The sequence below is a fragment of the Ectopseudomonas khazarica genome, assembly GCF_004521985.1.
Classification (GTDB): domain Bacteria; phylum Pseudomonadota; class Gammaproteobacteria; order Pseudomonadales; family Pseudomonadaceae; genus Aquipseudomonas; species Aquipseudomonas khazarica.
This window is the reverse complement of the sequence record NZ_SBHZ01000005.1, coordinates 294754-319255: the sequence shown is the minus strand read 5'-3', so window position 1 is coordinate 319255 and position 24502 is coordinate 294754. Positions and strand designations below refer to the sequence as shown.

The window sequence follows — 24502 nt, the reverse complement described above, 5'->3', positions numbered from 1 at the left end:
CGCCGCTTGTCCAGTTCGGGTGATCGTCTATTGGTCTAAAGACACGTTACCCGGTTCTCATTTCAGAGAAATGGTCATGTTCGGCCCGTCGCCCAGCGCTGTGTCGTCGAACCAGCGGCTGGTCACCGTCTTGGTCTCCGTATAGAAGCGCACCGCCTGTTTGCCATAGGCATGCAGGTCGCCATAGAACGAACCCTTCCAGCCGGTGAAGGAGAAGAACGGCAGCGGCACCGGGATCGGCACGTTGATGCCCACCTGACCGACCTCGATTGCATGCTGGAAATGCCGGGCGGCGCCGCCGGAGCGGGTGAACAGGCTGGTGCCGTTGCCGTAGGGGCTGGCGTTGATCAGCGCGATGGCTTCTTCCAGAGTGTCCACCTCCATGCACACCAGCACCGGGCCGAAGATTTCCTCGCGGTACAGGCTCATTCTGCTGGTCACGCCGCGGAACAGGGTCGGGCCGACCCAGTTGCCATGCGGATACCCGTCGACCACGCAGTGCGAACCATCGAGCAGGCACTCGGCGCCTTCGGCCTTGCCTTCCTCGATCAGACGCAGCACGCGCTGGCGGGCCTGCGGGCTGATCAGCGGACCATAGGCGGCGCCACTGTCCTGCCAGTGGCCGGGGCGCAGCGCGGCCATCTGTTCGGCCAGGTCGCCGATCCAGTGTTTCGCCTCGCCGACGAACACCGCCACGCTGATCGCCATGCAACGCTGGCCGGCGGCCCCGCAACTGGCGCCGAGCAGGTTGCTGATGACCTGGTCCCTGGGTGCATCGGGCATCACCACCATGTGGTTCTTCGCCCCGGCGAAGGCCTGCACGCGCTTCAGGTGCTGGGTGCCGGTGCGGTACACATGCTGGCCCACCGTCACCGAGCCGACGAAGGACACCGCGCGCACCAGCGGGTGCACCAGCAGGGCATCGACCTGCTCGCGTGCACCATGCAGCACCTGCAGCAGGCCGGCCGGTGCGCCGGCTTCGAGGAACAGTTCGGCCAGGCGGTTGGGCGTCATCGGGTCCTGTTCGGACGGCTTGAGAATGAATGCGTTGCCGCAGGCGATGGCCAGCGGGAACATCCACAGGGGAATCATCGCCGGGAAGTTGAACGGGGTGATGCCGACGCACACCCCCAGCGGCTGGATCCAGCTGGCGGTGTCGATCTCGCGGGCGACGTTCTCCACCGTCTCGCCCATCATCAGGCTGGCGATATTGGCGGCATGCTCGGCCACCTCGATGCCCCGCCATACGTCGCCCTTGGCATCGGCGAAGGTCTTGCCGGTTTCCTGCGCGAGGATTTCCGCCAGTTCGTCGTGATGCTCCTTGAGCAGGTGCTGATAGCGCAGCATCAGGCGGGCTCGCTCCGAGACCGGGACTTCACGCCAGGCGAGGAAGGCCTGCTGTGCGCCGGCTACCGCAGTCTCGATTTCCTCGGCCGTGGCCTTGGGCGCCAGGGCGATCACTTCCTGGGTGGTCGGGTCGGTGACTTCGATCAGTTCGTGAGCCTGGCTGGTGCGCCATTGGCCGTCGATCAGTTGCGGCAGGGTCTGGGGCATGTTCGCCTCCTGTTGTTCTTGTCCGGGTCTTTTATAGCGGCTGGGAACGGCCTTGTGGATTGACGATCTTGGTCGAAGGATGGACGATCTTGGGATTCGTCGACTGCCTCGGGATGCGATCAGCATGGGCTTGCGCGTGGAAACCTCCAACTGGCCGTTGCCGCTGGGTGGGCAACGCTTCATCACGCCGCCGCGTCTGCGCCGCCTGCTGGCGCGCCATCCGCTGAGTGCTGGCTGCTACCCGCTGGCCATCGGTTTCTACCCCGAAGCGGTCGGGCACCGCATGAGTCGGGCGCAGCCGGAGGATGACCTGCTGATCTACTGCCGCTCGGGCAAAGGCTGGCTGCACGGCGAGGATGGACGATTAGAGGTCGGTGCTGGCGATCTGCTGCTGCTGCCCAGGGACACCGCGCATGCCTACGGCGCCGATGCCGATGCCCCCTGGACCATCTACTGGGTGCACTTCGACGGGGCGCTCAGCCAGGACTTCCTCGACCTGCTGGGTAGCCAGCCGTTGCGCCGCATCGGCGTCCAGCCACGCCTGCTGGGGGACTTCGAGGCGCTGCTGGGGCTGCAGCGGCAGGGGTTGAATGCGCTGCCATTCATCCATGCAGCGCATCGGCTGCAGGCGATGCTCAGTTCGCTGGCGGTGCTGCCGGCGCGGGTCAATCTCAAGTCGGGGCGGGTACTGGATATCGAGGCGGTGCACGCGGTGATGCGCGAGCACCTGCACGGCAGCCTCAACCTCGATGAGCTGGCCGAGCACTTCCACCTCTCGCGCTTCCATTTCGCCAAGACCTATCGGGCCCTGACCGGGCATGCGCCGATCCAGGACTTCATCCAGCTGAAGATGGCCCTGGCCTGCCGCCTGCTCGACCGTGGCGATGTCGAGGTGCGCCAGGTCGCGGAGCAACTGGGTTACGAGGATGCCTATTACTTCTCGCGTCTGTTTCGCAAGGTGGTGGGCATGGCGCCCAGTCACTACCGGGCGCTGCACCTGGGGTAGTCGCGGCCTGCTAGACCCGTGCGATGGTCGCCAGGCCGGTAGCCACCAGCTTTTCCTGGCCGTTATTCACGGCGAACACGTCCGCTCGGCAGACCGCCAGGCGCTGGCCGGCCTTGAGTACTTCCGCGCGGCAGAGCAGGCGTTCGCCAAGTGCTGGGGCGAGGAGGTTGAGCTTGTATTCGCTGGTGACCACGTCACCGACCATCGAGGCGGCGGCCCAGGCGCAGCCGCTGTCGACCATGAAACCGACCACTGCACCGTGCATGTAGCCGTGGTGCTGGCACAGGTCGGGACGGCTGGGTACCTGCAGGCTGACCCGGCCCGGCGCGAACTCGAGCAGTTCGGCGCCGAGCAACTGGGCGAAGGTGGAGTGGGCGAGCGCCTGTTCCAGACGCACGCGGCTGATGCCGTTCGAGTCGCTCATGTGACCTCCTGCACGGGGTGTGCGGGAGAGTCTCGACCTGCCCCTGGGCTTGGGCAAGCTGTATCCACCGACCTGATGAGGCGCCATGACCGGGCGTCAGGCGAGCAGGCGCTTCCACAGTTTCAGGCCTTCGGCCAGTTCCGCACGCAGTTCGTCCAATGGGCGCTCCAGTCCGAGCTTGACCTGGGCCGGCAACAGGCCATCCGGCGTACTGCCCGACTGCAGGGCGCTGGCCAGCAGCACCAGGTCGGCCAGGTCGGCGCTGCGTTCGTGCTCGCGCTGCCACTGGCCATGCAGGCGGGCGCATTCGATGACCGCCGACGGCAGTTGCCAGCGGGTCAGGATCAGCGCGCCGATGTCGCCGGAGAGCTGCTCGCACAGGGCATTCAGCGAGGCGCTGTCACGCGGCAGCTCCGGCCAGTGTTCCAGCTCCGACAACAGGGGCAGGCTGCCGATGTCCTGCAGCAGCCCACCGAGCATGGCGTCATCCATGGAGAAGCCGACGGTCTGTGCCAGTACGGCGCAGTAGGCGGCGCGTTCACGGGCGTTGCGCCAGCGCGTGCGAAACGCCTGCTGCAGCGCCGCGTCGTCGCTGGTGAACAGGTGCTGCAGGCTGAAACCCAGCACCAGGTCGGCCAGCTGGCGGGTGCCGAGGCGGCCGAGCAGGTCGCGCAGCGAGGTGCAGGGGCGGTTGCCGCGCAGCAGCGGCGCGGCGGAGAACTGCATCAGGTAGGCCGCCAGTGGCGGGTCGCCGTTGATCACCCGCGCCAGTTGTTCCTGCGAGGTGTGCGGGTCGTCCAGCAGCTTGCGGATACGCACGGCGGCCTCCGGCATCTGCGGTATCTTGGCTTCGCCCTTGAGAAAACGGTTGAGGAGTGCCAGGCGCAAGGTATCGGTGGTGGTCGGCATCGAGTTCCATTCATTCGTCAGTGGCTGTGTTCGAAAGGCTAGCAAAGCATCCCCGGCCTTGCCGCAATCGTCTTCCTTGACTTGCCCTGGCCCCTTCTCTAGCGTGCCTGCACTTGTAAGGATTCAGGCAGGAAACAGGCATGACCGATGACCGCATCAAACTCGAGGCCAGCTGGAAAGAGGCGCTGCGCGACGAGTTCGACAAGCCCTACATGAAGGAGCTGGGCGAGTTCCTGCGAACGGAGAAGGCGGCCGGCAAGGAGATCTACCCACCCGGCCCGCTGATCTTCAATGCGCTCAACTCCACGCCGCTGGAGCAGGTCAAGGTGGTGATCATCGGCCAGGACCCCTACCACGGTCCGGGGCAGGCGCATGGCCTGTGCTTCTCGGTGCAGCCGGGGGTGCAGACGCCGCCGTCGCTGGTGAACATCTACAAGGAGCTCAAGCGCGACCTGAACATCGACATCCCGGCGCACGGCTACCTGCAGAGCTGGGCCGATCAGGGCGTGCTGCTGCTCAACACGTCGTTGACCGTGGAGCGTGCCAACGCCGGTTCGCATGCGGGCAAGGGCTGGCAGCATTTCACCGACCGGGTCATCGAGCTGGTCAGCGAGCGGCAGCCCAAGCTGGTCTTCCTGCTCTGGGGCAGCCATGCGCAGAGCAAGCAGCGCCTGATCGACCCGACCAAGCACCTGGTACTGCGCTCGCCACACCCGTCGCCGCTGTCCGCGCATCGCGGCTTCATCGGCAACGGTCATTTCAGTCGCTGCAACCAGTTCCTCAGCCAGAACGGCATGACCCCCATCGACTGGCGCCTGCCCGCGCTCTGAAGCGCTGCCAGCGCGCCTAGCGCCTGGCCAGCGTGTCGTCGCTGCGGCACTGCTGGGCGGCCAGGTCGGCACGCAGCGCGTCCAGGCGTTCGTCGGCGCGTTGCAGCTGGCGCGCGTCCGCCGTGGCGACGATATCCACGAGCATGCCGGCCATGGCCTCGCGGTTGCTCTGGTAGCTGGCGCGATAGGCCTCGGTGTAGAAGCGTTCGCGCTGCTGCAGCAAGGCGCTGATGCGCGCGGCGAAGTCGTCGCCACGTCGTGCGTCCAGGGCGTCACGCAGTGCCTGTTGCCAGGCCAGGCGGTTGTCCAGCCAGACCTGATTCTGCGCGCCCAGGCTCCGGGCCCAGGCCAGTACCCGTTCGCGCTGGGCCGGCTCGAGGTCGCCGAACCAGGGCTGCAGGCGCTCGTTCATGCGTTCGGCGCGCAGGCTGATCTGCTCGTCCAGTGGCGGCTCGAGGAAGGTCACGCGCAGCTTCCGGTTCTGCTCCTCCAGCTCGGCGAACAGGCGCTCGACCTGCAGCGGGTTGAGGCCGCGCAGCAGTTCGACGGTGCTCGGGGTGATTTCCACGGCGATGCGCTGCATCGCCTGCTCGAAGCCGTCCAGCTGGCTGAGCATCAGTTCGGCGTCGCGCTCGGCCAGCGCCTGGCGGCTGCGTTGCAGCCAGTCGAGGTAGTGCGGCAGCTCCACGCTGCAATGCCAGGTCAGGTGCTGCTGCAGCCTGGGTTCCAGCCAGGCGCTCTGCTCGCGGCTCAGCTCGACGTAGTCGCCCAGTTTCCAGGGGATGATCCAGTCCAGGTTGCGGTAGGCCAGGCCGGCACGGCTGCAGGCGCCGAGCGCAACGGTGAGGGCGAGCAACAGCAGCAGGGACTTGCGCATGAGCGGGGTCCGCCTGGGTAGAGTCGTTGAGACTAATACGCGGCGAAGCGGATGCAAGAGGGCGGACATATCCGCTAAACAGTTCGCTGGCCGGCAGGTGTGCGCGCGTTGCAGGCCTGTCGTCCAGGCGTGAAAAAACCGCCCCGGAGGGCGGTTTCGGGTACGGCAGTCCGGCTCAGCCGCCGAGGTAGGCGTCGCGTACCTTCGGGTCGTTGAGCAGATCCTCACCGCTGCCTTGCATGACGATATGGCCGTTCTCCAGCACGTAGCCACGGTCAGCCAGCTTCAGCGCCTGGTTGGCGTTCTGCTCGACCAGGAACACGGTCACGCCGTCTTCGCGCAGTTGCTCGATGATGTCGAAGATCTGCTGGATGATGATCGGCGCCAGACCCAGCGACGGCTCGTCGAGCAGCAGCAGCTTGGGCTTGCTCATCAGTGCACGACCGATGGCGAGCATCTGCTGTTCGCCGCCGCTCATGGTGCCGGCGCGCTGGGCGAAGCGCTCCTTCAGGCGCGGGAACAGGTGCAGGACCTTGTCCAGCTGCTCCTGGTTGTCCGCCTTGTTGCCGAAGAAGCCACCCATGGCCAGGTTCTCCTCGACGGTCAGGCGGGCGAACACGCGGCGGCCTTCCGGCACGATGGCGATGCTCTTGCGCATGATCTCGGGGGTGTCCATGCCCACCAGCTCTTCACCCAGGTAACGGATGCTGCCGCTGGTGGCGCGCGGGTTGCCGCACAGGGTCATCAGCAGGGTGGACTTGCCGGCGCCGTTGGCGCCGATCAGGGTGACGATCTCGCCGGCCTGCACATCGATGCTGACATCGTGCAGCGCCTGGATCTTGCCGTAGAAGGTGGAGACGTTGTTGAAGCTCAGCATGGATTACGCCTCCCCCAGATAGGCTTTGATCACGTCCGGGTTGTTGCGGATCTGCTCCGGCGTGCCGTCGGCCAGGGGAGTGCCCTGGTTGATCACGTAGATGTGGTCGGAAATGCTCATCACCAGCTTCATGTCGTGCTCGATCAGCAGCACGGTGACATTGTGCTCGTCACGCAGCATGCCGATCAGCTCCTTCAGGTCTTCGGTCTCGCGCGGGTTGAGGCCGGCAGCCGGCTCGTCGAGCATGAGGATGCTCGGACGGGTCATCATGCAGCGGGCGATCTCCAGGCGGCGTTGCTGGCCGTAGGCGAGGGTGCCCGCCTCGCGGTTGGCGAACTCCACCAGGTTGACCTTCTCCAGCCAGTAGCCGGCGAAGTCCATCGCCTCGCGCTCGCTGCGACGGAAGCTGGGCGTCTTGAACAGGCCGGCCAGGTAGCTGGTGTTGAGGTGGCGGTGCTGGGCGATCAGCAGGTTTTCCACCGCGGTCATGTCCTTGAACAGACGTACGTTCTGGAACGTCCGCACCACGCCCTTGCGGGCGATCTTGTGGCCCGGCAGGCCTTCGATGGCCTCGCCGTCGAGACGGATGCTGCCCGAGCTTGGCTGGTAGAAACCGGTCAGGCAGTTGAACACGGTGGTCTTGCCGGCGCCGTTCGGGCCGATCATCGAGACCACCTGCTTTTCCTTGACGTTCAGGCCCACCCCGTTGACGGCCAGGAGGCCGCCGAAACGCATGGTCAGGCCGCTTACTTCGAGAATCGTGCGGCTCATCGCTTCAGCTCCAGGTGGGGACGTTGCATCGGCAGCAGACCTTGCGGGCGCCAGATCATCATGAAGATCATGACCAGGCCGAAGATCAGCATGCGGTACTCGCTCAGCTCACGCATCTCCTGCAGCATCACCATGACGATGGCCGCGAGGATCACGCCGAGCTGCGAGCCCATGCCGCCGAGCACCACGATGGCGAGGATCATCGCCGACTCGATGAAGGTGAAGGACTCCGGTGTCACCAGACCCTGACGGGCGGCGAAGAAGCTGCCGGCGAAACCGGCCAGGCTGGCGCCGATGGTGAAGGCCGAGAGCTTGATCACGGTGGGGTTCAGGCCCAGCGCGCGGCAGGCGATCTCGTCCTCGCGCAGGGCTTCCCAGGCGCGACCGATCGGCATGCGCAGCAGGCGGTTGACCAGGAACAGGGTCAGCAACACCAGCAGCAGGGCGATCAGGTAGAGGAAAATCACCTTGTACTGCGAGTTGTAGGCGATCTCGAAGTAGCCGTGGAAGGTGGGCATGTCGGCCGGCACACGACGCTCGAAGGACAGACCGAACAGGGTCGGCTTGTTCTCGTTGGCGATGCTCAGGCCGTTCGGGCCGCCGGTCAGGTCGGTGAGGTTGCGCAGCAGGATGCGGATGATCTCGCCGAAGCCCAGGGTCACGATGGCCAGGTAGTCGCCGCGCAGACGCAGCACCGGGAAGCCGAGCAGGAAGCCGAACAGGGCGGCCATCATCCCGGCGATCGGCAGGCACATCCAGAAGCTCAGGCCGAAGTAGTGCGAGAGAATCGCGTAGCTGTAGGCGCCGACCGCGTAGAAGCCGACGTAGCCCAGGTCGAGCAGACCCGCCAGGCCGACCACGATGTTCAGGCCGAGGCCGAGCATCACGTAGATCAGGATCAGCGTGGCGATGTCCACGGCGCCACGGCTGGCGAAGAACGGCCAGACCAGGGCGACCACCAGCATGGCCAGGATGATCCAGCGCTGGGTGGAGGGCAGGGTGAGGAAGTTGCCGACCTGGCCGCCGCTGGGCAAGCTCGGTCGTTTGGCCCAGGCCGGGGTGATGCGATCACGCAGCAGTTGCCACACGAAGATCAGCGCCGCAGCGCCGCCGATACACCAGAGCTCGAACGCGGTGGCACCGTGCACTTCCAGGCTGATGCCGACGGTGGTGAGTTTCAGACCCAGGACTGGGTAGGCAATGATCAGCACCAGCAGGGCGCTGAAAATCGCCGATTTGAGGTTCTTCACGCTGGAGGTGCTCATACCTTCTCCACCTCCGGACGGCCGAGGATGCCAGTGGGACGGAACAGCAGCACCAGGACCAGCAGGCTGAATGCGACCACGTCTTTGTATTGATCACCGAAGATATCGGCACCGAAGGCTTCGGCCACGCCGAGCAGGAGGCCGCCGAGTACCGCGCCGGGGATGCTGCCGATGCCGCCGAGTACCGCCGCGGTGAAGGCCTTGATGCCGGCGAGGAAGCCCAGGTGCGGGTTGATCACGCCGTACTGCATGCCCAGCAGCACCGAGGCGATGGCCGCCAGTGCGGCGCCGATGACGAAGGTCAGGGCGATGATGTTGTTGGTGTTGATACCCAGCAGGTTGGCCATCTTCAGGTCTTCGGCGCAGGCGCGGCAGGCACGGCCCAGGCGCGAGCGGGAGATGAACAGGGTCAGGCCGATCATGGCGACGAAGGTGACGATGAAGATCAGCACCTGCATGTAGGAGACGACCACGCCGTTGGTGGCGCTTTCACCGAGGATGAAGTTGCCGGGCAGCAGGCTGGGAATGGCCTTGTCCTTGGAGTCCTGCGAGAGCAGCACGGCGTTCTGCAGGAAGATCGACATACCGATCGCGGAGATCAGCGGAATCAGACGGTTGCCGCCGCGCAGGGGACGGTACGCCACCCGCTCGATGCTGTAACCGTAGGCACTGGTAACGATCATGGTGACGACGAACGCGCCGATCATGATCACGGGTACGGCTTCGATACCGAACATGGAGAGACCAGCAATCACGATGAAGGCGACGTACGCGCCAATCATGTAAACCTCGCCGTGGGCGAAGTTGATCATGCCGATGATGCCGTAGACCATGGTGTAGCCGATGGCGATCAGGGCATAGGTGCTGCCAATGGTCAGGCCATTGAGCAACTGTTGCAGGTAGTGATAAAGATCAGGCATAGCCTAACTCCTGGGCAGCGCGTAAAGCGGCGCTTGTGGCGCAGCGCGAGGCCGGAATTCTTCTAATAAACAAAGCCCACTGCAGGCTGCAGTGGGCTTTGGGTTCAGGCGGGAAGCTTACTTGGCTTCGGACTTGGAACCGTCCTGGTGCCATTCGTACACCACGAAGCTGAAGTCCTTCAGATCGCCCTTCTCGTCGAAGGCCAGGGTGCCGGTGGGGGTGTCGAAGCTGTTGGAGCGCAGGGCGGCAGCTACCTTGGCGGTATCGGTGTCGCCGGCTTTCTCGATGCCTTCAGCGATGACCTGAACGGCAGCGTAGGCCGGGAACACGAACGGGCCGCTCGGGTCTTCGTTCTTGGCCTTGAAGGCCTCGACCAGCGCCTGGTTCTTCGGATCCTGGTCGAAGGACTTCGGCAGGGTGACCAGCAGGCCTTCGGAAGCCGGGCCGGCGATGGCCGAGATTTCCTTGTTACCCACGCCTTCCGGACCCATGAACTTGACGTTCAGGCCACGTTCTTTGGTCTGGCGCAGCAGCAGGCCCAGTTCCGGGTGGTAGCCGCCGTAGTAGACGAAGTCGACACCCGCCTGGTTGAGCTTGGCGATCAGCGCGGAGAAGTCCTTGTCGCCGGCGTTGATGCCTTCGAACATGGCGACTTTCACGCCTTTGCCCTCCAGGGTCTGCTTGACCGCGGTGGCGATGCCTTCGCCGTACTGCTGCTTGTCGTGGATGACGGCAACGCTCTTCGGCTTGATGTGGTCGGCGATGAAGTTACCGGCGGTCGGGCCCTGCAGGCTGTCCAGACCGATGGTACGGAAGACCAGCTCGTAGCCACGAGCGGTGATGTCCGGGCTGGTGGAAGCCGCGGTGATCATCAGGATGCCTTCGTCTTCGTAGATGTCGGAGGCCGGCTGGGTGGAGCTGGAGCACAGGTGGCCAACCACGAACTTGACTTCGTCGTTGACGATCTTGTTGGCAACGGCCACGGCCTGCTTCGGATCGCACGCGTCGTCGTAGACCACGCCTTCGAGCTGGGCGCCGTTCACGCCGCCAGCCTTGTTGATCTGCTCGATGGCCATCTTGGCACCGATGAATTGCATCTCGCCGTACTGTGCGACGGCACCGGTCACCGGACCGGCCAGGCCGATCTTGATGGTGTCGGCTGCCATCGAGTAGCTGGCCGCCCCCGCCAGTGCCATTGCCGCGAACAGTTTGGAAATCTGCTTAGTAGCCTTGTTCATGAATGCTCCAGTCTTGTGTTTTTCATTGTTGTAGTTCTTGCGGCCGAAGCTGCAGAACCGGGTCCTTGATCCCGGTAATGCCCCCGGCAACTGTACCGGAACAGTGTAGAGCGCGGATTTGCGCCTTGAAAAGCCGGCAGCGGGAGGCGAAACACGGGGTTGTCGCTTAAATGCAAGAAATGTATAGAAAAACGGCGTGGCCTGGGTCGGCTGGCGAGCGTCGCGCAGTTGCCAGGGCAACGCTCGACGTTATCATGCGCGCCTGCACTTACCGCCATCGACACGGGGCACACCATGACGGAACAATCTAGCACCCTCTATGCCAAGCTGCTCGGCGAGACGGCGGCCATCACCTGGCAGGAGCTGCAGCCATTCTTCGCTCGGGGGGCGCTGCTCTGGGTCGACGGGGCGCAGGATCTGGTGGCGATCGCGCAGGCCGTGGCGGAGAACGACCAGGCCAAGGTTGCCGAGTGGATGAACCAGGGGCTGCTGAGCAAGCTCGAAGATGCACAGGCCGAAGATCTGCTGACGCGTGATCCGCAGCTCTGGGCCGTGGTGGTCGCGCCCTGGGTGCTGGTTCAGGAGAGGGCAGGGCAGTCGACGCTGCACTGAAATGTCGCGCGGCAGCGCTGCAGGTCCCGGTCTAGACTGTCCGGGCGCGTTCCTCGGTACTGTGCCAGCGCAACCGATAAGGAGAGCAAGCATGTTCGAACCCGGTCATCTGCATCGCAGCAGGCTGCCTGGTCTGGATGGTCAGCCCGGCTACAGCATCGACTTCCACTACGAGGTGCGTCAGGACGCGCAGGAAGGCCCGATGCTGCACGGACGCCTGGCTGGCGAGATCGACGGCAAGGCCTTCGAGGAAGTCTTCGAAATGCACCGCGACACGGCCTTCAATTTCGCCAGCGTGATCTCTCGCCTGGTGGCCAAGCACGGCCTGCACCCCAACCACAGCCCGATCATGCGCGAGCACGAAGAGTACGACGCGATCTTCGAGGACATTCGCGCCAAGCTGCACACCAAGCCGGGAGATGCGGTGAACTTCGATCACCTGGAGCGTGATGGTCTGTAGCGCGTCGGATGCGGGGGCATTTGCGTCGACCGACGCGGCGGCTCGCTGACCACAGGCCATAAAAAAACCGGATGCTGAGATCCGGTTTTTTGTGTGCGGGGCCTGTGTCAGGCGGCGACGAAGCCTGCAGGGTAGGCGAGGGAGGCCTGGCTGCTTTGCACTTCGGCGATGGTCTCGCGAACGACCTGCTTGGCCAGGCAGGCGCACTTGCCGCACTGGCTGGCGATGCCGAGCGAGCCGCGGACTTCACGATAGCTGCAGCAGCCTTCGTAAACCGCATCGCGGATTTGTGTATCGGTGACACCTTCACAGAGGCAGACGTACATGGGGCAAGGCTCGCCTTGGTGGTTCTGTTCGATGAATCGGATACTAATGTTAATGAGAATGCTTGTCAAAGATCGATTGCGAATGCTCGCACCTCCTGACGAACGGCGCAGGTCGTGCATTCTCCAGGCATGAAAAAACCGGCAGGTGCCGGTTTTTTTGATACGCGTACGGAGGCGGGGATCAGTGGTCGAACTCGTCCCAGCCGCCCATTTCCTTCCAGCGGTTGACGATGCCGCAGAACAGCTCGGCAGTCTTCTCGGTGTCGTAGCGCGCCGAGTGCGCCTCCTTGCCGTCGAACTCGATACCAGCAGCCTGGCAGGCCTTGGCCAGTACGGTCTGGCCGTAGGCGAGGCCAGCCAGCGTGGCGGTGTCGAAACTGGAGAAGGGGTGGAACGGGTTGCGCTTGATGCCGCAGCGCGTCACGGCGGCATTGAGGAAGCCGAGGTCGAAGCTGCTGTTGTGCCCGACCAGGATCGCGCGCTTGCAGCCGGCCGATTTGATCGACTTGCGAATGCCCTTGAAGATTTCCCCCAGGGCATGGTCCTCGCTCACCGCCATGCGCAGCGGGTGATCGAGCTTGATGCCGGTGAACTCCAGGGCCGCCTGTTCGATGTTGGCGCCCTCGAAGGGCTCGATGCGGAAGAAGTGGGTGTGATCCGGATAGAGGAAACCCGTCTCGTCCATGGCGATGGTGGTGGCGGCGATTTCCAGCAGCGCGTCGGTGGCGCTGTTGAAACCACCGGTCTCCACGTCCACCACGACCGGCAGGTAGCCACGAAAGCGCGCTGCCATCGGCGAGCGTGGGCCGGCCGGCAGGCTCGGGTCCAGTTCGTCGTCGTAGTTGTCTTCGCTCATGCCTGGGCCTCCAGCAGCTTCCAGCGCAGGGTTTCGCCGGCGCGCAGGGGCACTACGCTGTTCTCGCCGAGCGGCAGGCTGGCCGGTACGGTCCATTCCTCGCGCACCAGGGTGATGCTGTCGCTGTTGCGCGGCATGCCGTAGAAGTCCGGGCCGTGGAAGCTGGCGAACGCCTCCAGCTTGTCCAGCGCGCCACGCTGTTCGAAGGCCTCGGCATACAGCTCGATGGCGGCGTAGGCGGTGTAGCAGCCGGCACAGCCGCAGGCGGCTTCCTTGGCATGCTTGGCGTGCGGCGCCGAGTCGGTGCCGAGGAAGAACTTGGCGTTGCCGCCGGTGGCGGCGTCGAGCAGGGCTTCCTGGTGCACGTTGCGCTTGAGGATCGGCAGGCAATAGAAGTGCGGGCGGATGCCGCCGACCAGCATGTGGTTGCGGTTGTACAGCAGGTGGTGCGCGGTGATGGTGGCGCCGACGTTGGCCGAGGCGGCCTCGACGAACTGCACGGCGTCACGGGTGGTGATGTGCTCGAACACCACCTTGAGCGTCGGGAAGCGCTCGACCACGCGGCTCAGGTGCTCGTCGATGAAGATCTTCTCGCGGTCGAACACGTCGATCTCGGCGCGGGTCACTTCGCCGTGCACCAGCAGCAGCATGCCGACTTCGGCCATGGCTTCCAGGGCCGGGAAGATCTTGTCGATGCTGGTCACGCCCGAGTCGGAGTTGGTGGTGGCGCCGGCCGGGTAGAGCTTGGCCGCATGCACGAACCCGCTGGCCTTGGCCGCGCGCACGTCTTCGGGGCTGGTGTTGTCGGTGAGGTAGAGCACCATCAACGGCTCGAAACGGCTGCCGGCCGGGCGTGCGGCCAGAATGCGCTGGCGGTAGGCGTCGGCCTCGGCGGTATTGCGTACCGGCGGTACCAGGTTGGGCATGATGATGGCGCGGCCGAAAGTGCGCGCGGCATCGCCGACGGTGTGTGGCAGCACCGCGCCGTCGCGCAGGTGGATGTGCCAGTCATCGGGACGCAGAAGAGTCAGACGGTCGGACATGGAGGCTTCCAGGCGGGTAAAACGTGGCCGCATGGTACCTGAAAAGCACCTGTCCGCGCTCGCGCCGACGCGACAATCACGCGCAGGGGTCAAGTTTTCGCGCGGCTGACCGATATCAGCAGAGAATGCCGTGAACCGCCCTGGAGCCTGCCGTGCGTGCGCCCTATTTCATCCTGATCAGCCTGCTGGCTGGCATGCCTCTGTGCCTGCCGGCGCATGCCATCAGCTTCCAGACCCGTCTGGAGAAGGTGGAGTGGAAGGTCGAGGGTGATCAGTTCGAGTGCCGCCTGAGCCAGCCGATCAGCAACTTCGGCAGCGGCGAGTTCGTGCGCCGCGCCGGTGAGCAGGTGACGTTCCGCCTGAAGGCGCGTGAACACTGGATGGGCGCCGGCTCGGCGACCCTGCTGGCGGCTGCGGCGCCGTGGCAGCCCGGACGCGAGGACATCAACCTGGGCGTGGTCAGCGTCGGCCAGGGCGAGGTACCTTTCAACACCTCGCAGGAGCAGGGCGCGCGCCTGCTCAGCGGCCTGCTGGAAGGGCGCAGCCCAGTGGTGCGCCACCGTACCTTCAATGGTGGGGAGCGCCTGGAGGTGCGCCTGCTGCCGGTGAAGTTTCACCAGGCCTACGATGATTACCAGGCCTGTACGGCCAAGTTGCTGCCGGTCAACTTCGACCAGATCCGCCAGGCGCAGATCGGTTTCTCCGGCGGCGGCATCGACCTGGATCCGATGGCCAGGGCCAAGCTCGACATCGTTCTCGAGTTCGTCAAGGCCGACCCCAGCATCAACAGCTTCCAGATCGACGGCCACGCCGACAACACCGGCAATCGTCTGACCAACCGCGATCTCTCGCGCCGTCGTGCGCTGGCCGTGCAGGACTATCTCAAGGCTGGTGGCATCCCGGCTGAGCAGATTACCGTGCGTTTTCATGGCGAGCGCTATCCGCTGGTGCCGAACAACAGCGAGGCCAACCGTGCCAGGAATCGCCGGGCGACCCTGCGCCTGGACCGCGTGCCCGTGCCGGAAGCGGCGCCGCAGACCACGCCGGCGAGTCCGGCTGCCGACCCCGCGGGCAGCACGCCCTCCTGAGACGTGCGGCACCACGGCGGGGCCGCGAGTCCACTCGAGGGTGGCCGCCGGCGCCCACGGCCGGAAAATGAGCGCTTATCCTCGTCGCTTCGTCATCACAAGCTGTCGCGCCTCTGTAAATTGACCGGCAGGGTCAGTAGAATCACGGGTTTTACCGTACAACCCGTGGAGTGATGGCATGGCGGACGTCAAAAAGGTAGTTCTGGCCTATTCCGGTGGCCTGGACACCTCGGTGATCCTCAAGTGGCTGCAAGATACCTACAACTGTGAAGTGGTGACCTTCACCGCCGACCTCGGTCAGGGCGAAGAGGTCGAGCCGGCCCGTGCCAAGGCACAGGCGCTGGGCGTCAAGGAAATCTACATCGACGACCTGCGCGAAGAATTCGTCCGCGACTTCGTCTACCCGATGTTCCGTGCCAACACCATCTACGAAGGCGAGTACCTGCTGGGTACGTCCATCGCCCGTCCGCTGATCGCCAAGCGCCTGATCGAGATCGCCAACGAGACCGGCGCCGACGCCATCTCCCACGGCGCCACCGGCAAGGGCAACGACCAGGTGCGTTTCGAGCTGGGCGCCTACGCGCTGAAGCCGGGCGTCAAGGTCATCGCGCCGTGGCGCGAGTGGGACCTGCTGTCGCGCGAGAAGCTGATGGACTACGCCGAGAAGCACGCCATCCCGATCGAGCGCCACGGCAAGAAGAAGTCGCCGTACTCCATGGACGCCAACCTGCTGCACATCTCCTACGAGGGCGGCGTGCTGGAAGACACCTGGACCGAGCACGAAGAAGACATGTGGCGCTGGACCAAGTCGCCGGAAGCGGCGCCGGACGTCCCCACCTACATCGAGCTGACCTACCGCGGCGGTGACATCGTTGCCATCGACGGCAAGGACATGAGCCCGGCGCAGGTGCTGGCCGAGCTGAACCGCATCGGTGGCGAGAACGGCATCGGCCGTCTGGACATCGTCGAGAACCGTTTCGTCGGCATGAAGTCCCGTGGCTGCTACGAGACCCCCGGCGGTACCATCATGCTCAAGGCGCACCGCGCCATCGAGTCGATCACCCTCGACCGTGAAGTGGCGCACCTGAAAGACGAGCTGATGCCGAAGTACGCCAGCCTGATCTACAACGGTTTCTGGTGGAGCCCGGAGCGCGTCATGCTGCAGCAGATGATCGACGCCTCGCAGGCCAACGTGAACGGCGTGGTCCGCCTGAAACTGTACAAGGGCAACGTCATCGTCACCGGCCGCAAGTCCGACGACTCGCTGTTCGACGCCAACATCGCGACCTTCGAGGAAGACGGCGGCGCCTACAACCAGCAGGACGCGGCGGGCTTCATCAAGCTCAACGCCCTGCGCATGCGCATCGCCGCAGGCAAGGGCCGCAAGCTGCTCTGATAGACTGCTTGCAGCGTGTCAAACGACCCCGGCCACGCGCCGGGGTTCGTCATTCTGGGCCCGGCAACAGTGGGCCGATGAGGAGAACAGCCATGAGACTGCTGCACACCATGCTGCGTGTCGGCGACCTGGACAAGTCCATCGCCTTCTATACCGAAGTGCTGGGCATGACCCTGCTGCGCCGCAAGGACTATCCGGACGGCCAGTTCACCCTGGCGTTCGTCGGCTATGGCGACGAGGCGCACAACAGCGTGATCGAACTGACCCACAACTGGGGCGTCGACAGCTACGAGCTGGGCAGCGGCTACGGCCACATCGCCCTGGAAGTGGAAGATGTCTACAAGGCCTGTGAGGATATCCGCTCGCGCGGCGGCAAGATCACCCGTGAGCCGGGGCCGATGAAGCATGGGACGAGCATCCTGGCCTTCGTCGAGGACCCGGACGGCTACAAGGTCGAGCTGCTCTCGCCCTCGCGTCGCGACTGATTGCCGCGTCGATGAAAAAAGCCCCGCGTCTGCGGGGCTTTTTCGTGCGGCTTCAGATATCGAAGTCGTATTCGGCCAGCTGTTTGTGCAGGCGGCGCTCTTCGAGGAAGTTGTCGATGATGCGGCGTTTGGTCAGGTTGGTCTTGGCAACTTCCACCGCAGGCTCGGCATCGTCTGCATCGTCCGCGACAAAGTCTTCGTCCAGTTCGAGGTCTTCTTTGTCTGTGCTCATCTATTCCACTCCAGGCCCATTACCAGGGGCCATTTGCGCACCTTATAGCGGCAAAAATTGAGCGGGTAAAAAAGATTTTTTCAATCAGAAGATCGCCGGATTCTATGGTCGATCAATCGTCCGAGGTCTTGGCCTTGTACTCGCACAGGTCTTCGATGCGGCAGGCGCCACAGCGCGGTTTGCGCGCGGTGCAGACGTAGCGCCCATGCAGGATCAGCCAGTGGTGGGCGTCGAGCAGATAATCCCTGGGCACGAACTTGAGCAGCTTCTTCTCCACCTCCAGCACGTTCTTGCCCGGGGCGATGCCGGTGCGGTTGCTGACGCGGAAGATGTGCGTGTCCACGGCCATGGCCAGCTGACGAAAGGCGGTGTTGAGCACCACGTTGGCGGTCTTGCGGCCCACGCCGGGCAGGGCTTCGAGGTCCTCGCGGTTGTCCGGTACCTGGCTGCCGTGTTTCTCGATGAGGATGCGGCAGGCCTCGATGACGTTCTTTGCCTTGCTGTTGTACAGGCCGATGGTCTTGATGTACTCGGACAGGCCCTCGACGCCGAGGGCGTAGATCGCCTCCGGCGTGTTGGCCACCGGGAACAGCTTGGCCGTGGCCTTGTTGACGCTGACGTCGGTGGCCTGGGCCGAGAGCGTCACGGCCACCAGCAGCTCGAAGGGGTTGCTGTAGGCCAGCTCGGTCTTCGGCTCGGGGTTGTCCTCGTGCAGGCGACGGAAGATTTCCAGGCGTTTGGCTGCGTTCATGGCTCAGGGCTTCTGGCGTAGCCCGGATGCAATCCGGGGTGGTTTCGGCATTCCCGGATTGCTGCATCCGGGCTAGGGTTTGTCGCTCACCTGGGCGCCATCACTCGATGACTCCGGTGACGCGCACGCGGCGGCTCTGTGCCGGCGCCTCGGGCGCAGCGGCCCTGGCCCGTTCAGCGGCGATCTGGTCGATGCGGTTCTTGCCGGCGATCAGCAGGCCCAGGACGATGAAGGCGCCCGGCGGCAGGATGGCCAGCAGGAAACCGCGGTAGTCCTGCACCAGGGTGAGCTTCCAGTCGGCGGCGACCGGGCCGAACAGCAGGTGCATGTTGGCGAACAGGGCGCCGGTGCCGAGCAGCTCGCGTATCGAACCAATCAGCACCAGCACCACGCCGAAGCCGAGGCCCATCATCAGGCCGTCATAGGCGGCGCGGGCCAGGTCGTGCTTGGCGGCGAAACCGTCGGCGCGGCCGAGGATCACGCAGTTGGTGGTGATCAGCGGGATGAAGATGCCGAGGATCTGGTACAGCTCGTAGGTGTAGGCCTGCATCAGCAGTTCGATGCAGGTGGTCAGTGCGGCGATGATCATGACGAAGGCCGGCAGGCGCACGGCGGTGTTGACCACGCCACGCACCAGCGACACGGCGGTGTTGGAGCAGATAAGCACCACGGCGCTGGCCAGTGCCAGGCCGAGGGCGTTGACCGTGGAGTTGCTCACCCCGAGCAGCGGGCAGAGGCCGAGCAGCTGCACCAGCGCCGGGTTGTTCTTCCACAGGCCGTTGAGGGTGATGTCGCGATAGCTGGTCATCGTTCATCCTCCGTCAGGCCCAGCAGCTGGGCGCGATGGCTGGCGAAGTAGCGCAGGGCGCCGTGCACGGCCTTGACCACCGCACGCGGGGTGATGGTGGCACCGGCGAACTGGTCGAAGTCGCCGCGATCCTTCTTCACCGCCCAGCCTTCCTCGTCGGGATCGCTCAGGGACTTGCCGGCGAAGCCGAGTATCCAGTCGCTCTTGGCCAGCTCGATGCGGTCGCCCAGGCCGGGGGTTTCCTTGTGGCTGAGCACGCGCACGCCGGCCAGGCGACCGTCGGCGTAGATGCCCACCAGCAGGTGGATGGCGCCACTGTAGCCGTCCGGCGCGGTGACCGGCAGGATCAGCGCACTGGGCTGGCCGTCCTTGAACGCCAGGTAGGCCGACTGCGGGCTGCGGTGGCCCAGTTCCGGCGCGTCGAGTTCGATGCGATTGTCCAGCAGGTGGTTGTCGTAGCTGCCGGCCGGCAGGATTTCGGCGAGGGCGCGCACTTGCGCCTCGCGCTCGGCGTTGGCGATGCGCTCGGCGGTGCCTTGTTGCAGCAAGGCGACGCTGCCCACCGTGGCAATGGCGAACAGGCCAAGCACCAGGGCGTTCTTCAGCATCGAGCGGCTGATTTCCGGCAGCATGCTCATTCTCCCAGCTTGAAGCCGCTGTTGGGCTTGCGATGGCCGTAGCTGCGTGGCCGCGTGTAGTAGTCGATGGTCGGTGCCGCGAGGTTCATCAGCAGTACCGCGAAGGCCACCGCATCCGGGTAGCCGCCCCAGGTGCGGATCACGTAGACCAGCACGCCGACACCGATGCCGAACACCAGCCGGCCACGATTGCTGGTGGCGCCGGACACCGGGTCGGTGACGATGAAGAAGGCGCCGAGCATGGTCGCGCCGGTGAGCAGGTGGAACAGCGGCGAGCCATTGGAGTCGGAGCCGCTGCCGTTCCAGAACAGCAGGCTCATGACGAACAGCGCGGCGAGCATGCCCACCGGTGCGTGCCAGGTGAACAGGCGCTTGTGCAGCAGGTACAGGCCGCCGGCGAGGAAGGCCAGGTTGACCGCCTCGCTGCCCGCACCGCCGAAGCGACCGAAGGCCAGGTTGCCGGCGTACAGTTCGTCGATGGTCAGGCTCTTGTTGACCTTCAGGGCGTCGAGTGCGGTGGCCTGCGCCCAGCCGTCGGGCAGGCTGGCCAGGCCGAGGATGTGCTTGATCCCGTCCAGTGCGGCGACGCCGTGCGGTGCGGGCCAGCTGGTCATGTCGACGGGGAAGGAAATCAGCACCACCACGTAGCCGACCATGGCCGGGTTGAACGGGTTCTGCCCGAGGCCGCCATAGAGCTGCTTGCCGAAGCCGATGGCGAAGCCGCAGGCGACCAGCGTCAGCCACCAGGGCGAGTAGGGCGGCAGGGCCACGGCCAGCAGCACGGCGGTGACCAGGGCGCTGTAGTCCTTGAGGAAGAACGCCAGCGGGCGCTTGCGTGCGGCCAGCAGCGCGGCTTCGAAGCCCAGTGCGCAGAGGCTGGCCCAGACCAGGTTGAACAGGGTGCCGATGCCGAACAGCCAGGTCAGGGCGAAGATGCCCGGCACGGTGGCCAGCAGCACCTGCAGCATGACCTGCTGGGTGCGGTTGCTGCCCGTGGCATGGGGCGATGTGATGCGGGGCAGGGCCATCGGCGCTCCTGTTACTGCGTTCGTGTTGATCGCAGTGGGTATTCATTCCCCGGATTGCATCCGGGCTACGGTGGTCTGTGTTGCCCGGATGCTCTGGGCTGTCGTCATGTCGCCCGGATGTCATCCGGGGCGCTGTACCGGAGTGCCGGCGTTGTCGTTTTCCCTCTCCCACAAGTGGGAGAGGGGCTTTATCGTTGTGCTGCCCGCCCCTGAGGTAGTCCGGGGGCGATCGTTACGTCTGGTATTCGGCCAGCTTGCGTTCGGCCTCGGCCAGGCGGCTGCGTGCCTGCTCCAGTGCATCGGCTGCGGCGCTGTCGTCACGTTCGAGCTTGCGCAGGTCGGCGCGGGCGAAGGCGACTTCGGTCTTCAGCGCCTTCTGCTCGGCATCCACGCCGGGGCGCTCGGTGCGCACCAGCTGCGGTGCCGGTTTGTCCGAGTTCTCCTCGGCGGCATGCAGGGCCTGCTCGGCGGCGGCCAGGGCATCGCGCAGCGTTTGCAGCGCGCTTTCGTCGCTGCCGGCCTTCTCGGCTTTCTTCAGTTCGGCGCGCTTCATCGCCAGCTCGATCTTGGCTTTTTTCAGCGCCTCGTCGCCGGCGGGCTTGGCGGCTGCGGCAGGCTTTGGGTTGTCCAGTTCGGTCAGGGCCTTCTCGGCGGCTTCCAGCTGCTGGCGTACACGGGCGATTTCGGCCTGCTGTTCATCGTCCGGGCTGTCGAGCTTCTCCAGCTTGCGCAGCTGGGCCTTGAGCATGGCGGCTTCGATCTTGGCCTTCTTCAGTGCCTCGTCGCCGGCGGGTTTGGCGGCGGCAGCGGGTTTCTCGCTGTCCAGTTCGGCCAGGGCCTTTTCGGCGGCTTCCAGCTGCTGGCGCACACGGGTGATCTCGGCCTGCTGTTCATCGTCCGGGCTGTCGTGCTTCTCCAGCTTGCGCAGCTGGGCCTTGAGCATGGCGGCTTCGATCTTGGCCTTCTTCAGTGCGTCGTCGCCGGCGGGTTTGGCAGCGGCAGCGGGCTTCTCTCTGTCCAGTTCGGCCAGGGCCTTCTCGGCGGCTTCCAGCTGCTGGCGCACGCGGGCGATCTCGGCCTGCTGTTCGTCGTCCGGGCTGTCGAGCTTCTCCAGCTTGCGCAGCTGGGCCTTGAGCATGGCGGCTTCGATCTTGGCCTTCTTCAGCGCTTCGTCGCCAGCGGCTTTCGGTGCGGGTGCGGGTGCGGGTGCGGCAGCCTGGGCCTCGGCCAGCGCTTGCTGCGCGGCCTCGGCGGCACGGCGCAGCTCGGCGACCTGCGCCTGCAGCTCGGCGGTGTCGTGGGCGGCCAGTTGTTTCTCCGCCTTCTTCAGCGCGACCTGGGCCATGCTGGCTTCGATCTTGAGTTTCTTCAGCGCTTCATCCGCTGGCGAGGCCGCTGCTGTCGGAGGCGCTTCGGCCTGCGCCGCCTTGGCGCGCGCAGCTTTCTCGGCGCGGGCTTTGCGTTCGGCTTCCTTCTGCTCCTCGGCGCGGCGCAGGCGTTCCTGGCGTTGCTCGAAGCGCTGCTTGGAGTGTTCGGCCTTGAGCTGCTTCTGCTCCAGCTCGCGAATCTCCGCCTTGGCCACGCGGTAGTACTGCACCAGCGGGATGCTCGACGGGCAGACGTAGGCGCAGGCGCCGCATTCGATGCAGTCGAACAGGTTGTGCGCCTTGAGCTGCTCGTGTTCCTGGCCCAGGGCGAAGAAATGCAGCTGCTGCGGCAGCAGGCTGGCCGGACAGGCCTCGGCACACTCGCCACAGCGAATGCAGGGCATGGCGGGTGGTGGCGCCGGCAGTTCCTCGGCGGTGCTGGCGAGCAGGCAGTTGCTGGTCTTGACCAGCGGCACGTCGAGGCTGGGCAGGGTGAAGCCCATCATCGGTCCGCCCATGATCAGGCGATTGAGCCTGCCCTGGTCGAGCCCGGCGAAGGCCAGCAGCTCGCGGACGGGCGTGCCGATCAGCGCCTCGACGTTGCCGGGCCGCGCCAGCGCGGCACCGGTGAGCGTGGTGATGCGCGAGATCAGCGGTTTGCCCAGCAGTACGGCGTCATGGATGGCGACGCAGGTGCCGACGTTCTGGCAGAGGATGCCGATATCGGCCGGCAGCCCACCGCTGGGCACCTCGACGCCGGTGAGGATCTGGATCAGCTGCTTCTCGCCACCGGACGGGTATTTGGTGGGGAACACCCGTACCTGGAAGTCGTGCCCGGCGCAGGCGGCCTGCACGGCGGCAGCGGCTTCGGGCTTGTTGTCCTCGATGCCGATCAGCACCTGCTCCGGCTGGATCAGGTGGGCCAGCACGGCGATACCGGCCACCAGTTCGGCGGCGCGCTCGCGCATCAGCACGTCATCGGCGGTGATGTAGGGTTCGCACTCGGTGCCGTTGATGATCAGCGTGTGGATCTTCTGCGTCGGCCGCGCGGTGAGCTTGACCGCCGTGGGGAAACCGGCGCCGCCCAGGCCGTTGATGCCGGCCTCGCGGATCAGCGTCAGCAGTTCGCCGGGCTCCAGGCTGCGGTAGTCGGCGGGGGGCGTCAGTGGCAGCCACTCATCCAGGCCGTCGCTGTCGATGACGATGGCCGGCGCCAGCATGCCGGAGGCATGTGGGTAGGGCTGCTCACCGATGCAGGCGATGGTGCCGGAGGTCGGTGCGTGCAGCGGCACGCTGACGAAACCGTTGGCCTCGGCGATCTTCTCGCCCTTGCGCACGCGCTGACCGACCATCACGCAGGGCTCGGCGGCGGCGCCGATATGCTGGCCGAGCGGCAGCACCAGGCGCTTGGGCAGGGGCAGCGCCTGGATCGGCGTGCGGTTGGACAGGTCCTTGTGCTCGGCCGGATGGATGCCACCGGGGATGTCCCAGATCTTCATGGGGTCTTTCAGTACGGCGCTCATGCGGCCTGCTCCCGGTCACTGGCAATCAGCTGGCCGGGCGCCAGTGGCTTGTCCCATTTCCAGCTCTGCACCGTGCTGCCGACTTCGAGCATGTCGATGCAGTCCACCGGGCAGGGCTCGACGCACAGGTCGCAGCCGGTGCACTCGCTGACGATCACCGTATGCATCTGCCGCGCCGCACCGACGATGGCGTCCACCGGGCAGGCCTGGATGCACTTGGTGCAGCCGATGCACTCCGCCTCACGGATGAAGGCGACCATCTGCGGCTTCTCGCCTTCCACCGCGTCCAGTGGCTCCGGCTCGACGTCGAGCAGGTCGGCCAGGGCGGCGATGGTCGCCTCGCCACCGGGCGGGCACTTGTTGATCTTGTCGCCGCCGGCGATGGCCTCGGCGTAGGGCTTGCAGCCGGGGTAGCCGCACTGGCCGCACTGGGTCTGCGGCAGCAGGGCGTTGATCTGCTCGGCGATGGGGTCGCCCTCGACGCGAAAGCGCACGGCGGCGAAGCCGAGGATGGCGCCGGCGATCAGGCACAGCGCGAGCAGCGCGGCGATCGCGACCAGGACCAGGCTCATAGCTTGATCAGCCCTGAGAAGCCCATGAACGCCAGCGACATCAGGCCAGCGGTGATCATGCCGATGGCCGCGCCCTGGAAGGACTTGGGTACGTCGGCGATGGCGATGCGCTCACGCATGGCGGCGAACAGCACCAGCACCAGGGAGAAGCCCAGGCCGGCGGCGAAGCCGTTGACGGTGGCGGTGATGAAGGTGAACTCGCTCTTGTTGGCGTTGAGCAGGGCCACGCCGAGCACGATGCAGTTGGTGGTGATCAGCGGCAGGAAGATGCCCAGCACGCGGTACAGCAGGGGGCTGGTCTTGTTCACCACCATCTCGGTGAACTGCACGGTCACGGCAATCACCAGGATGAAGCTGATGGTGCGCAGGAACTCCAGATCCAGCGGTTTCAGCACGTATTGCTGCACCAGGTAGCTGCACATGGCCGCCAGGGTCAGCACGAAGGTGGTGGCCAGCGACAGGCCGATGGCGGTTTCGATCTTCTTCGACACGCCCATGAACGGGCACAGGCCGAGGAACTGCACCAGCACGAAGTTGTTGACCAGGATGGCGCTGACCATGATCAGGACGAGTTCGGTCATCGGGTTGCCGTCGAATGCGCAAAGGCCTTAGGAAAAGGGCGCCTATTATCGGGAAGCAGCCCTG

At 65.3% G+C, this 24502-nt stretch carries 27 protein-coding genes; 7 read left to right on the top strand and 20 right to left on the bottom strand.

The window, feature by feature from the left end:
* Positions 1–57 precede the first annotated feature (57 nt).
* Positions 58–1554 carry a CoA-acylating methylmalonate-semialdehyde dehydrogenase gene (locus EPK82_RS08850; RefSeq protein ID WP_134676342.1) on the bottom strand — a complete coding sequence of 499 codons (1497 nt, stop codon included), beginning with the start codon at positions 1552–1554 and terminating at the stop codon, positions 58–60.
* A gap of 124 nt (positions 1555–1678) precedes the next feature.
* Here EPK82_RS08850 and EPK82_RS08845 point away from each other — a divergent pair, with 124 nt between their 5' ends.
* A complete protein-coding gene (locus tag EPK82_RS08845; RefSeq protein WP_134676341.1) occupies positions 1679–2560 on the top strand; it encodes an AraC family transcriptional regulator in 882 nt (293 codons plus the stop codon).
* 10 nt (positions 2561–2570) lie between these two features.
* Here EPK82_RS08845 and EPK82_RS08840 read toward each other — a convergent pair whose 3' ends face one another.
* Complete coding sequence (locus EPK82_RS08840) at positions 2571–2984, bottom strand: PaaI family thioesterase (protein WP_134676340.1); 414 nt, start codon at positions 2982–2984, stop codon at positions 2571–2573.
* A gap of 96 nt (positions 2985–3080) precedes the next feature.
* On the bottom strand, positions 3081–3893 hold the full coding sequence (locus EPK82_RS08835; RefSeq protein ID WP_037055457.1) for an HDOD domain-containing protein: 813 nt from the start codon (positions 3891–3893) through the stop codon (positions 3081–3083).
* Between the two features lie 140 nt (positions 3894–4033).
* Here EPK82_RS08835 and ung point away from each other — a divergent pair, with 140 nt between their 5' ends.
* The gene (ung, locus tag EPK82_RS08830) at positions 4034–4723 is read left to right on the top strand and encodes a uracil-DNA glycosylase (RefSeq protein WP_037055458.1); all 690 of its coding nucleotides are present in this window, start codon (positions 4034–4036) and stop codon (positions 4721–4723) included.
* A 16-nt stretch (positions 4724–4739) separates the two neighbouring features.
* Here ung and EPK82_RS08825 read toward each other — a convergent pair whose 3' ends face one another.
* From EPK82_RS08825 to EPK82_RS08800, 6 genes are all read right to left on the bottom strand, one after another.
* Positions 4740–5600, bottom strand: coding sequence for a DUF6279 family lipoprotein (locus tag EPK82_RS08825; RefSeq protein WP_134676339.1), 861 nt, complete (start codon positions 5598–5600; stop codon positions 4740–4742).
* Positions 5601–5775: 175 nt separating this feature from the next.
* Positions 5776–6477: an ABC transporter ATP-binding protein gene (locus EPK82_RS08820; protein WP_037055462.1), complete on the bottom strand. Its 702-nt coding sequence runs from the start codon at positions 6475–6477 to the stop codon at positions 5776–5778.
* 3 nt (positions 6478–6480) lie between these two features.
* Complete coding sequence (gene livG / locus EPK82_RS08815; RefSeq protein ID WP_037055463.1) at positions 6481–7248, bottom strand: high-affinity branched-chain amino acid ABC transporter ATP-binding protein LivG; 768 nt, start codon at positions 7246–7248, stop codon at positions 6481–6483.
* A complete protein-coding gene (locus EPK82_RS08810) occupies positions 7245–8513 on the bottom strand; it encodes a high-affinity branched-chain amino acid ABC transporter permease LivM (protein WP_037055465.1) in 1269 nt (422 codons plus the stop codon). The genes livG and EPK82_RS08810 overlap by 4 nt, the downstream gene beginning before the upstream one ends.
* On the bottom strand, positions 8510–9433 hold the full coding sequence (livH, locus tag EPK82_RS08805; RefSeq protein ID WP_037055468.1) for a high-affinity branched-chain amino acid ABC transporter permease LivH: 924 nt from the start codon (positions 9431–9433) through the stop codon (positions 8510–8512). Before livH ends, EPK82_RS08810 begins: the two co-directional genes overlap by 4 nt.
* A gap of 117 nt (positions 9434–9550) precedes the next feature.
* On the bottom strand, positions 9551–10672 hold the full coding sequence (locus tag EPK82_RS08800) for a branched-chain amino acid ABC transporter substrate-binding protein (protein WP_037055470.1): 1122 nt from the start codon (positions 10670–10672) through the stop codon (positions 9551–9553).
* 294 nt (positions 10673–10966) lie between these two features.
* On the opposite strand from EPK82_RS08800, the gene EPK82_RS08795 reads away from it, so the two are divergent.
* Both EPK82_RS08795 and EPK82_RS08790 read left to right on the top strand, forming a co-directional pair.
* Positions 10967–11284: a DUF2288 domain-containing protein gene (locus EPK82_RS08795; RefSeq protein ID WP_037055475.1), complete on the top strand. Its 318-nt coding sequence runs from the start codon at positions 10967–10969 to the stop codon at positions 11282–11284.
* Positions 11285–11375: 91 nt separating this feature from the next.
* On the top strand, positions 11376–11744 hold the full coding sequence (locus EPK82_RS08790; RefSeq protein ID WP_047584483.1) for a DUF5064 family protein: 369 nt from the start codon (positions 11376–11378) through the stop codon (positions 11742–11744).
* A 107-nt stretch (positions 11745–11851) separates the two neighbouring features.
* Here the strand turns inward: EPK82_RS08790 and EPK82_RS08785 are convergent, their stop codons facing one another.
* The 3 genes from EPK82_RS08785 to pyrC form a co-directional block, all read right to left on the bottom strand.
* Positions 11852–12070, bottom strand: a complete 219-nt coding sequence (locus EPK82_RS08785) for a bacterioferritin-associated ferredoxin (protein WP_037055480.1) — start codon at positions 12068–12070, stop codon at positions 11852–11854.
* Positions 12071–12251: 181 nt separating this feature from the next.
* Positions 12252–12926, bottom strand: a complete 675-nt coding sequence (gene rnt / locus EPK82_RS08780) for a ribonuclease T (protein WP_047584482.1) — start codon at positions 12924–12926, stop codon at positions 12252–12254.
* On the bottom strand, positions 12923–13969 hold the full coding sequence (gene pyrC / locus EPK82_RS08775) for a dihydroorotase (protein WP_037055483.1): 1047 nt from the start codon (positions 13967–13969) through the stop codon (positions 12923–12925). The genes rnt and pyrC overlap by 4 nt, the downstream gene beginning before the upstream one ends.
* Positions 13970–14121: 152 nt before the next feature.
* On the opposite strand from pyrC, the gene EPK82_RS08770 reads away from it, so the two are divergent.
* The 3 genes from EPK82_RS08770 (at position 14122) to gloA (ending at position 16938) form a co-directional block, all read left to right on the top strand.
* Positions 14122–15057, top strand: a complete 936-nt coding sequence (locus EPK82_RS08770) for a flagellar protein MotY (RefSeq protein ID WP_134676338.1) — start codon at positions 14122–14124, stop codon at positions 15055–15057.
* A 178-nt stretch (positions 15058–15235) separates the two neighbouring features.
* Positions 15236–16453: an argininosuccinate synthase gene (locus tag EPK82_RS08765; RefSeq protein WP_037055488.1), complete on the top strand. Its 1218-nt coding sequence runs from the start codon at positions 15236–15238 to the stop codon at positions 16451–16453.
* Positions 16454–16545: 92 nt separating this feature from the next.
* The gene (gene gloA / locus EPK82_RS08760) at positions 16546–16938 is read left to right on the top strand and encodes a lactoylglutathione lyase (RefSeq protein ID WP_037055490.1); all 393 of its coding nucleotides are present in this window, start codon (positions 16546–16548) and stop codon (positions 16936–16938) included.
* 52 nt (positions 16939–16990) lie between these two features.
* Here gloA and EPK82_RS08755 read toward each other — a convergent pair whose 3' ends face one another.
* The 8 genes from EPK82_RS08755 to rsxA all read right to left on the bottom strand — a co-directional run bounded on the left by EPK82_RS08755 (position 16991) and on the right by rsxA (position 24438).
* Positions 16991–17170: a PA3496 family putative envelope integrity protein gene (locus EPK82_RS08755; RefSeq protein WP_004423730.1), complete on the bottom strand. Its 180-nt coding sequence runs from the start codon at positions 17168–17170 to the stop codon at positions 16991–16993.
* 112 nt (positions 17171–17282) lie between these two features.
* Entirely contained in the window at positions 17283–17921 is a 639-nt protein-coding gene (nth, locus tag EPK82_RS08750) for an endonuclease III (protein ID WP_037055492.1), read from the bottom strand.
* 100 nt (positions 17922–18021) lie between these two features.
* The gene (locus EPK82_RS08745; RefSeq protein WP_134676337.1) at positions 18022–18729 is read right to left on the bottom strand and encodes an electron transport complex subunit E; all 708 of its coding nucleotides are present in this window, start codon (positions 18727–18729) and stop codon (positions 18022–18024) included.
* Complete coding sequence (gene rsxG, locus EPK82_RS08740; protein ID WP_037055496.1) at positions 18726–19361, bottom strand: electron transport complex subunit RsxG; 636 nt, start codon at positions 19359–19361, stop codon at positions 18726–18728. Before rsxG ends, EPK82_RS08745 begins: the two co-directional genes overlap by 4 nt.
* A gap of 2 nt (positions 19362–19363) precedes the next feature.
* Positions 19364–20395: an RnfABCDGE type electron transport complex subunit D gene (locus EPK82_RS08735; protein WP_037055498.1), complete on the bottom strand. Its 1032-nt coding sequence runs from the start codon at positions 20393–20395 to the stop codon at positions 19364–19366.
* Positions 20396–20627: 232 nt separating this feature from the next.
* The gene (gene rsxC, locus EPK82_RS08730; RefSeq protein WP_244229888.1) at positions 20628–23285 is read right to left on the bottom strand and encodes an electron transport complex subunit RsxC; all 2658 of its coding nucleotides are present in this window, start codon (positions 23283–23285) and stop codon (positions 20628–20630) included.
* Positions 23282–23857 carry an electron transport complex subunit RsxB gene (gene rsxB, locus EPK82_RS08725; protein ID WP_134676336.1) on the bottom strand — a complete coding sequence of 192 codons (576 nt, stop codon included), beginning with the start codon at positions 23855–23857 and terminating at the stop codon, positions 23282–23284. Before rsxB ends, rsxC begins: the two co-directional genes overlap by 4 nt.
* Positions 23854–24438 carry an electron transport complex subunit RsxA gene (rsxA, locus tag EPK82_RS08720; protein ID WP_037049106.1) on the bottom strand — a complete coding sequence of 195 codons (585 nt, stop codon included), beginning with the start codon at positions 24436–24438 and terminating at the stop codon, positions 23854–23856. The genes rsxB and rsxA overlap by 4 nt, the downstream gene beginning before the upstream one ends.
* Positions 24439–24502: the final 64 nt, after the last annotated feature.

Bases quoted from the DNA above. Each gene is read 5' to 3' on its own strand.
- EPK82_RS08850 (WP_134676342.1), bottom strand. From the start codon at position 1,554: ATGCCCCAGACCCTGCCGCAACTGATCGACGGCCAATGGCGCACCAGC.
- EPK82_RS08845 (WP_134676341.1), top strand. From the start codon at position 1,679: ATGGGCTTGCGCGTGGAAACCTCCAACTGGCCGTTGCCGCTGGGTGGG.
- EPK82_RS08840 (WP_134676340.1), bottom strand. From the start codon at position 2,984: ATGAGCGACTCGAACGGCATCAGCCGCGTGCGTCTGGAACAGGCGCTC.
- EPK82_RS08835 (WP_037055457.1), bottom strand. From the start codon at position 3,893: ATGCCGACCACCACCGATACCTTGCGCCTGGCACTCCTCAACCGTTTT.
- ung (WP_037055458.1), top strand. From the start codon at position 4,034: ATGACCGATGACCGCATCAAACTCGAGGCCAGCTGGAAAGAGGCGCTG.
- EPK82_RS08825 (WP_134676339.1), bottom strand. From the start codon at position 5,600: ATGCGCAAGTCCCTGCTGCTGTTGCTCGCCCTCACCGTTGCGCTCGGC.
- EPK82_RS08820 (WP_037055462.1), bottom strand. From the start codon at position 6,477: ATGCTGAGCTTCAACAACGTCTCCACCTTCTACGGCAAGATCCAGGCG.
- livG (WP_037055463.1), bottom strand. From the start codon at position 7,248: ATGAGCCGCACGATTCTCGAAGTAAGCGGCCTGACCATGCGTTTCGGC.
- EPK82_RS08810 (WP_037055465.1), bottom strand. From the start codon at position 8,513: ATGAGCACCTCCAGCGTGAAGAACCTCAAATCGGCGATTTTCAGCGCC.
- livH (WP_037055468.1), bottom strand. From the start codon at position 9,433: ATGCCTGATCTTTATCACTACCTGCAACAGTTGCTCAATGGCCTGACC.
- EPK82_RS08800 (WP_037055470.1), bottom strand. From the start codon at position 10,672: ATGAACAAGGCTACTAAGCAGATTTCCAAACTGTTCGCGGCAATGGCA.
- EPK82_RS08795 (WP_037055475.1), top strand. From the start codon at position 10,967: ATGACGGAACAATCTAGCACCCTCTATGCCAAGCTGCTCGGCGAGACG.
- EPK82_RS08790 (WP_047584483.1), top strand. From the start codon at position 11,376: ATGTTCGAACCCGGTCATCTGCATCGCAGCAGGCTGCCTGGTCTGGAT.
- EPK82_RS08785 (WP_037055480.1), bottom strand. From the start codon at position 12,070: ATGTACGTCTGCCTCTGTGAAGGTGTCACCGATACACAAATCCGCGAT.
- rnt (WP_047584482.1), bottom strand. From the start codon at position 12,926: ATGAGCGAAGACAACTACGACGACGAACTGGACCCGAGCCTGCCGGCC.
- pyrC (WP_037055483.1), bottom strand. From the start codon at position 13,969: ATGTCCGACCGTCTGACTCTTCTGCGTCCCGATGACTGGCACATCCAC.
- EPK82_RS08765 (WP_037055488.1), top strand. From the start codon at position 15,236: ATGGCGGACGTCAAAAAGGTAGTTCTGGCCTATTCCGGTGGCCTGGAC.
- gloA (WP_037055490.1), top strand. From the start codon at position 16,546: ATGAGACTGCTGCACACCATGCTGCGTGTCGGCGACCTGGACAAGTCC.
- EPK82_RS08755 (WP_004423730.1), bottom strand. From the start codon at position 17,170: ATGAGCACAGACAAAGAAGACCTCGAACTGGACGAAGACTTTGTCGCG.
- nth (WP_037055492.1), bottom strand. From the start codon at position 17,921: ATGAACGCAGCCAAACGCCTGGAAATCTTCCGTCGCCTGCACGAGGAC.
- EPK82_RS08745 (WP_134676337.1), bottom strand. From the start codon at position 18,729: ATGACCAGCTATCGCGACATCACCCTCAACGGCCTGTGGAAGAACAAC.
- rsxG (WP_037055496.1), bottom strand. From the start codon at position 19,361: ATGCTGCCGGAAATCAGCCGCTCGATGCTGAAGAACGCCCTGGTGCTT.
- EPK82_RS08735 (WP_037055498.1), bottom strand. From the start codon at position 20,395: ATGGCCCTGCCCCGCATCACATCGCCCCATGCCACGGGCAGCAACCGC.
- rsxC (WP_244229888.1), bottom strand. From the start codon at position 23,285: ATGAGCGCCGTACTGAAAGACCCCATGAAGATCTGGGACATCCCCGGT.
- rsxB (WP_134676336.1), bottom strand. From the start codon at position 23,857: ATGAGCCTGGTCCTGGTCGCGATCGCCGCGCTGCTCGCGCTGTGCCTG.
- rsxA (WP_037049106.1), bottom strand. From the start codon at position 24,438: ATGACCGAACTCGTCCTGATCATGGTCAGCGCCATCCTGGTCAACAAC.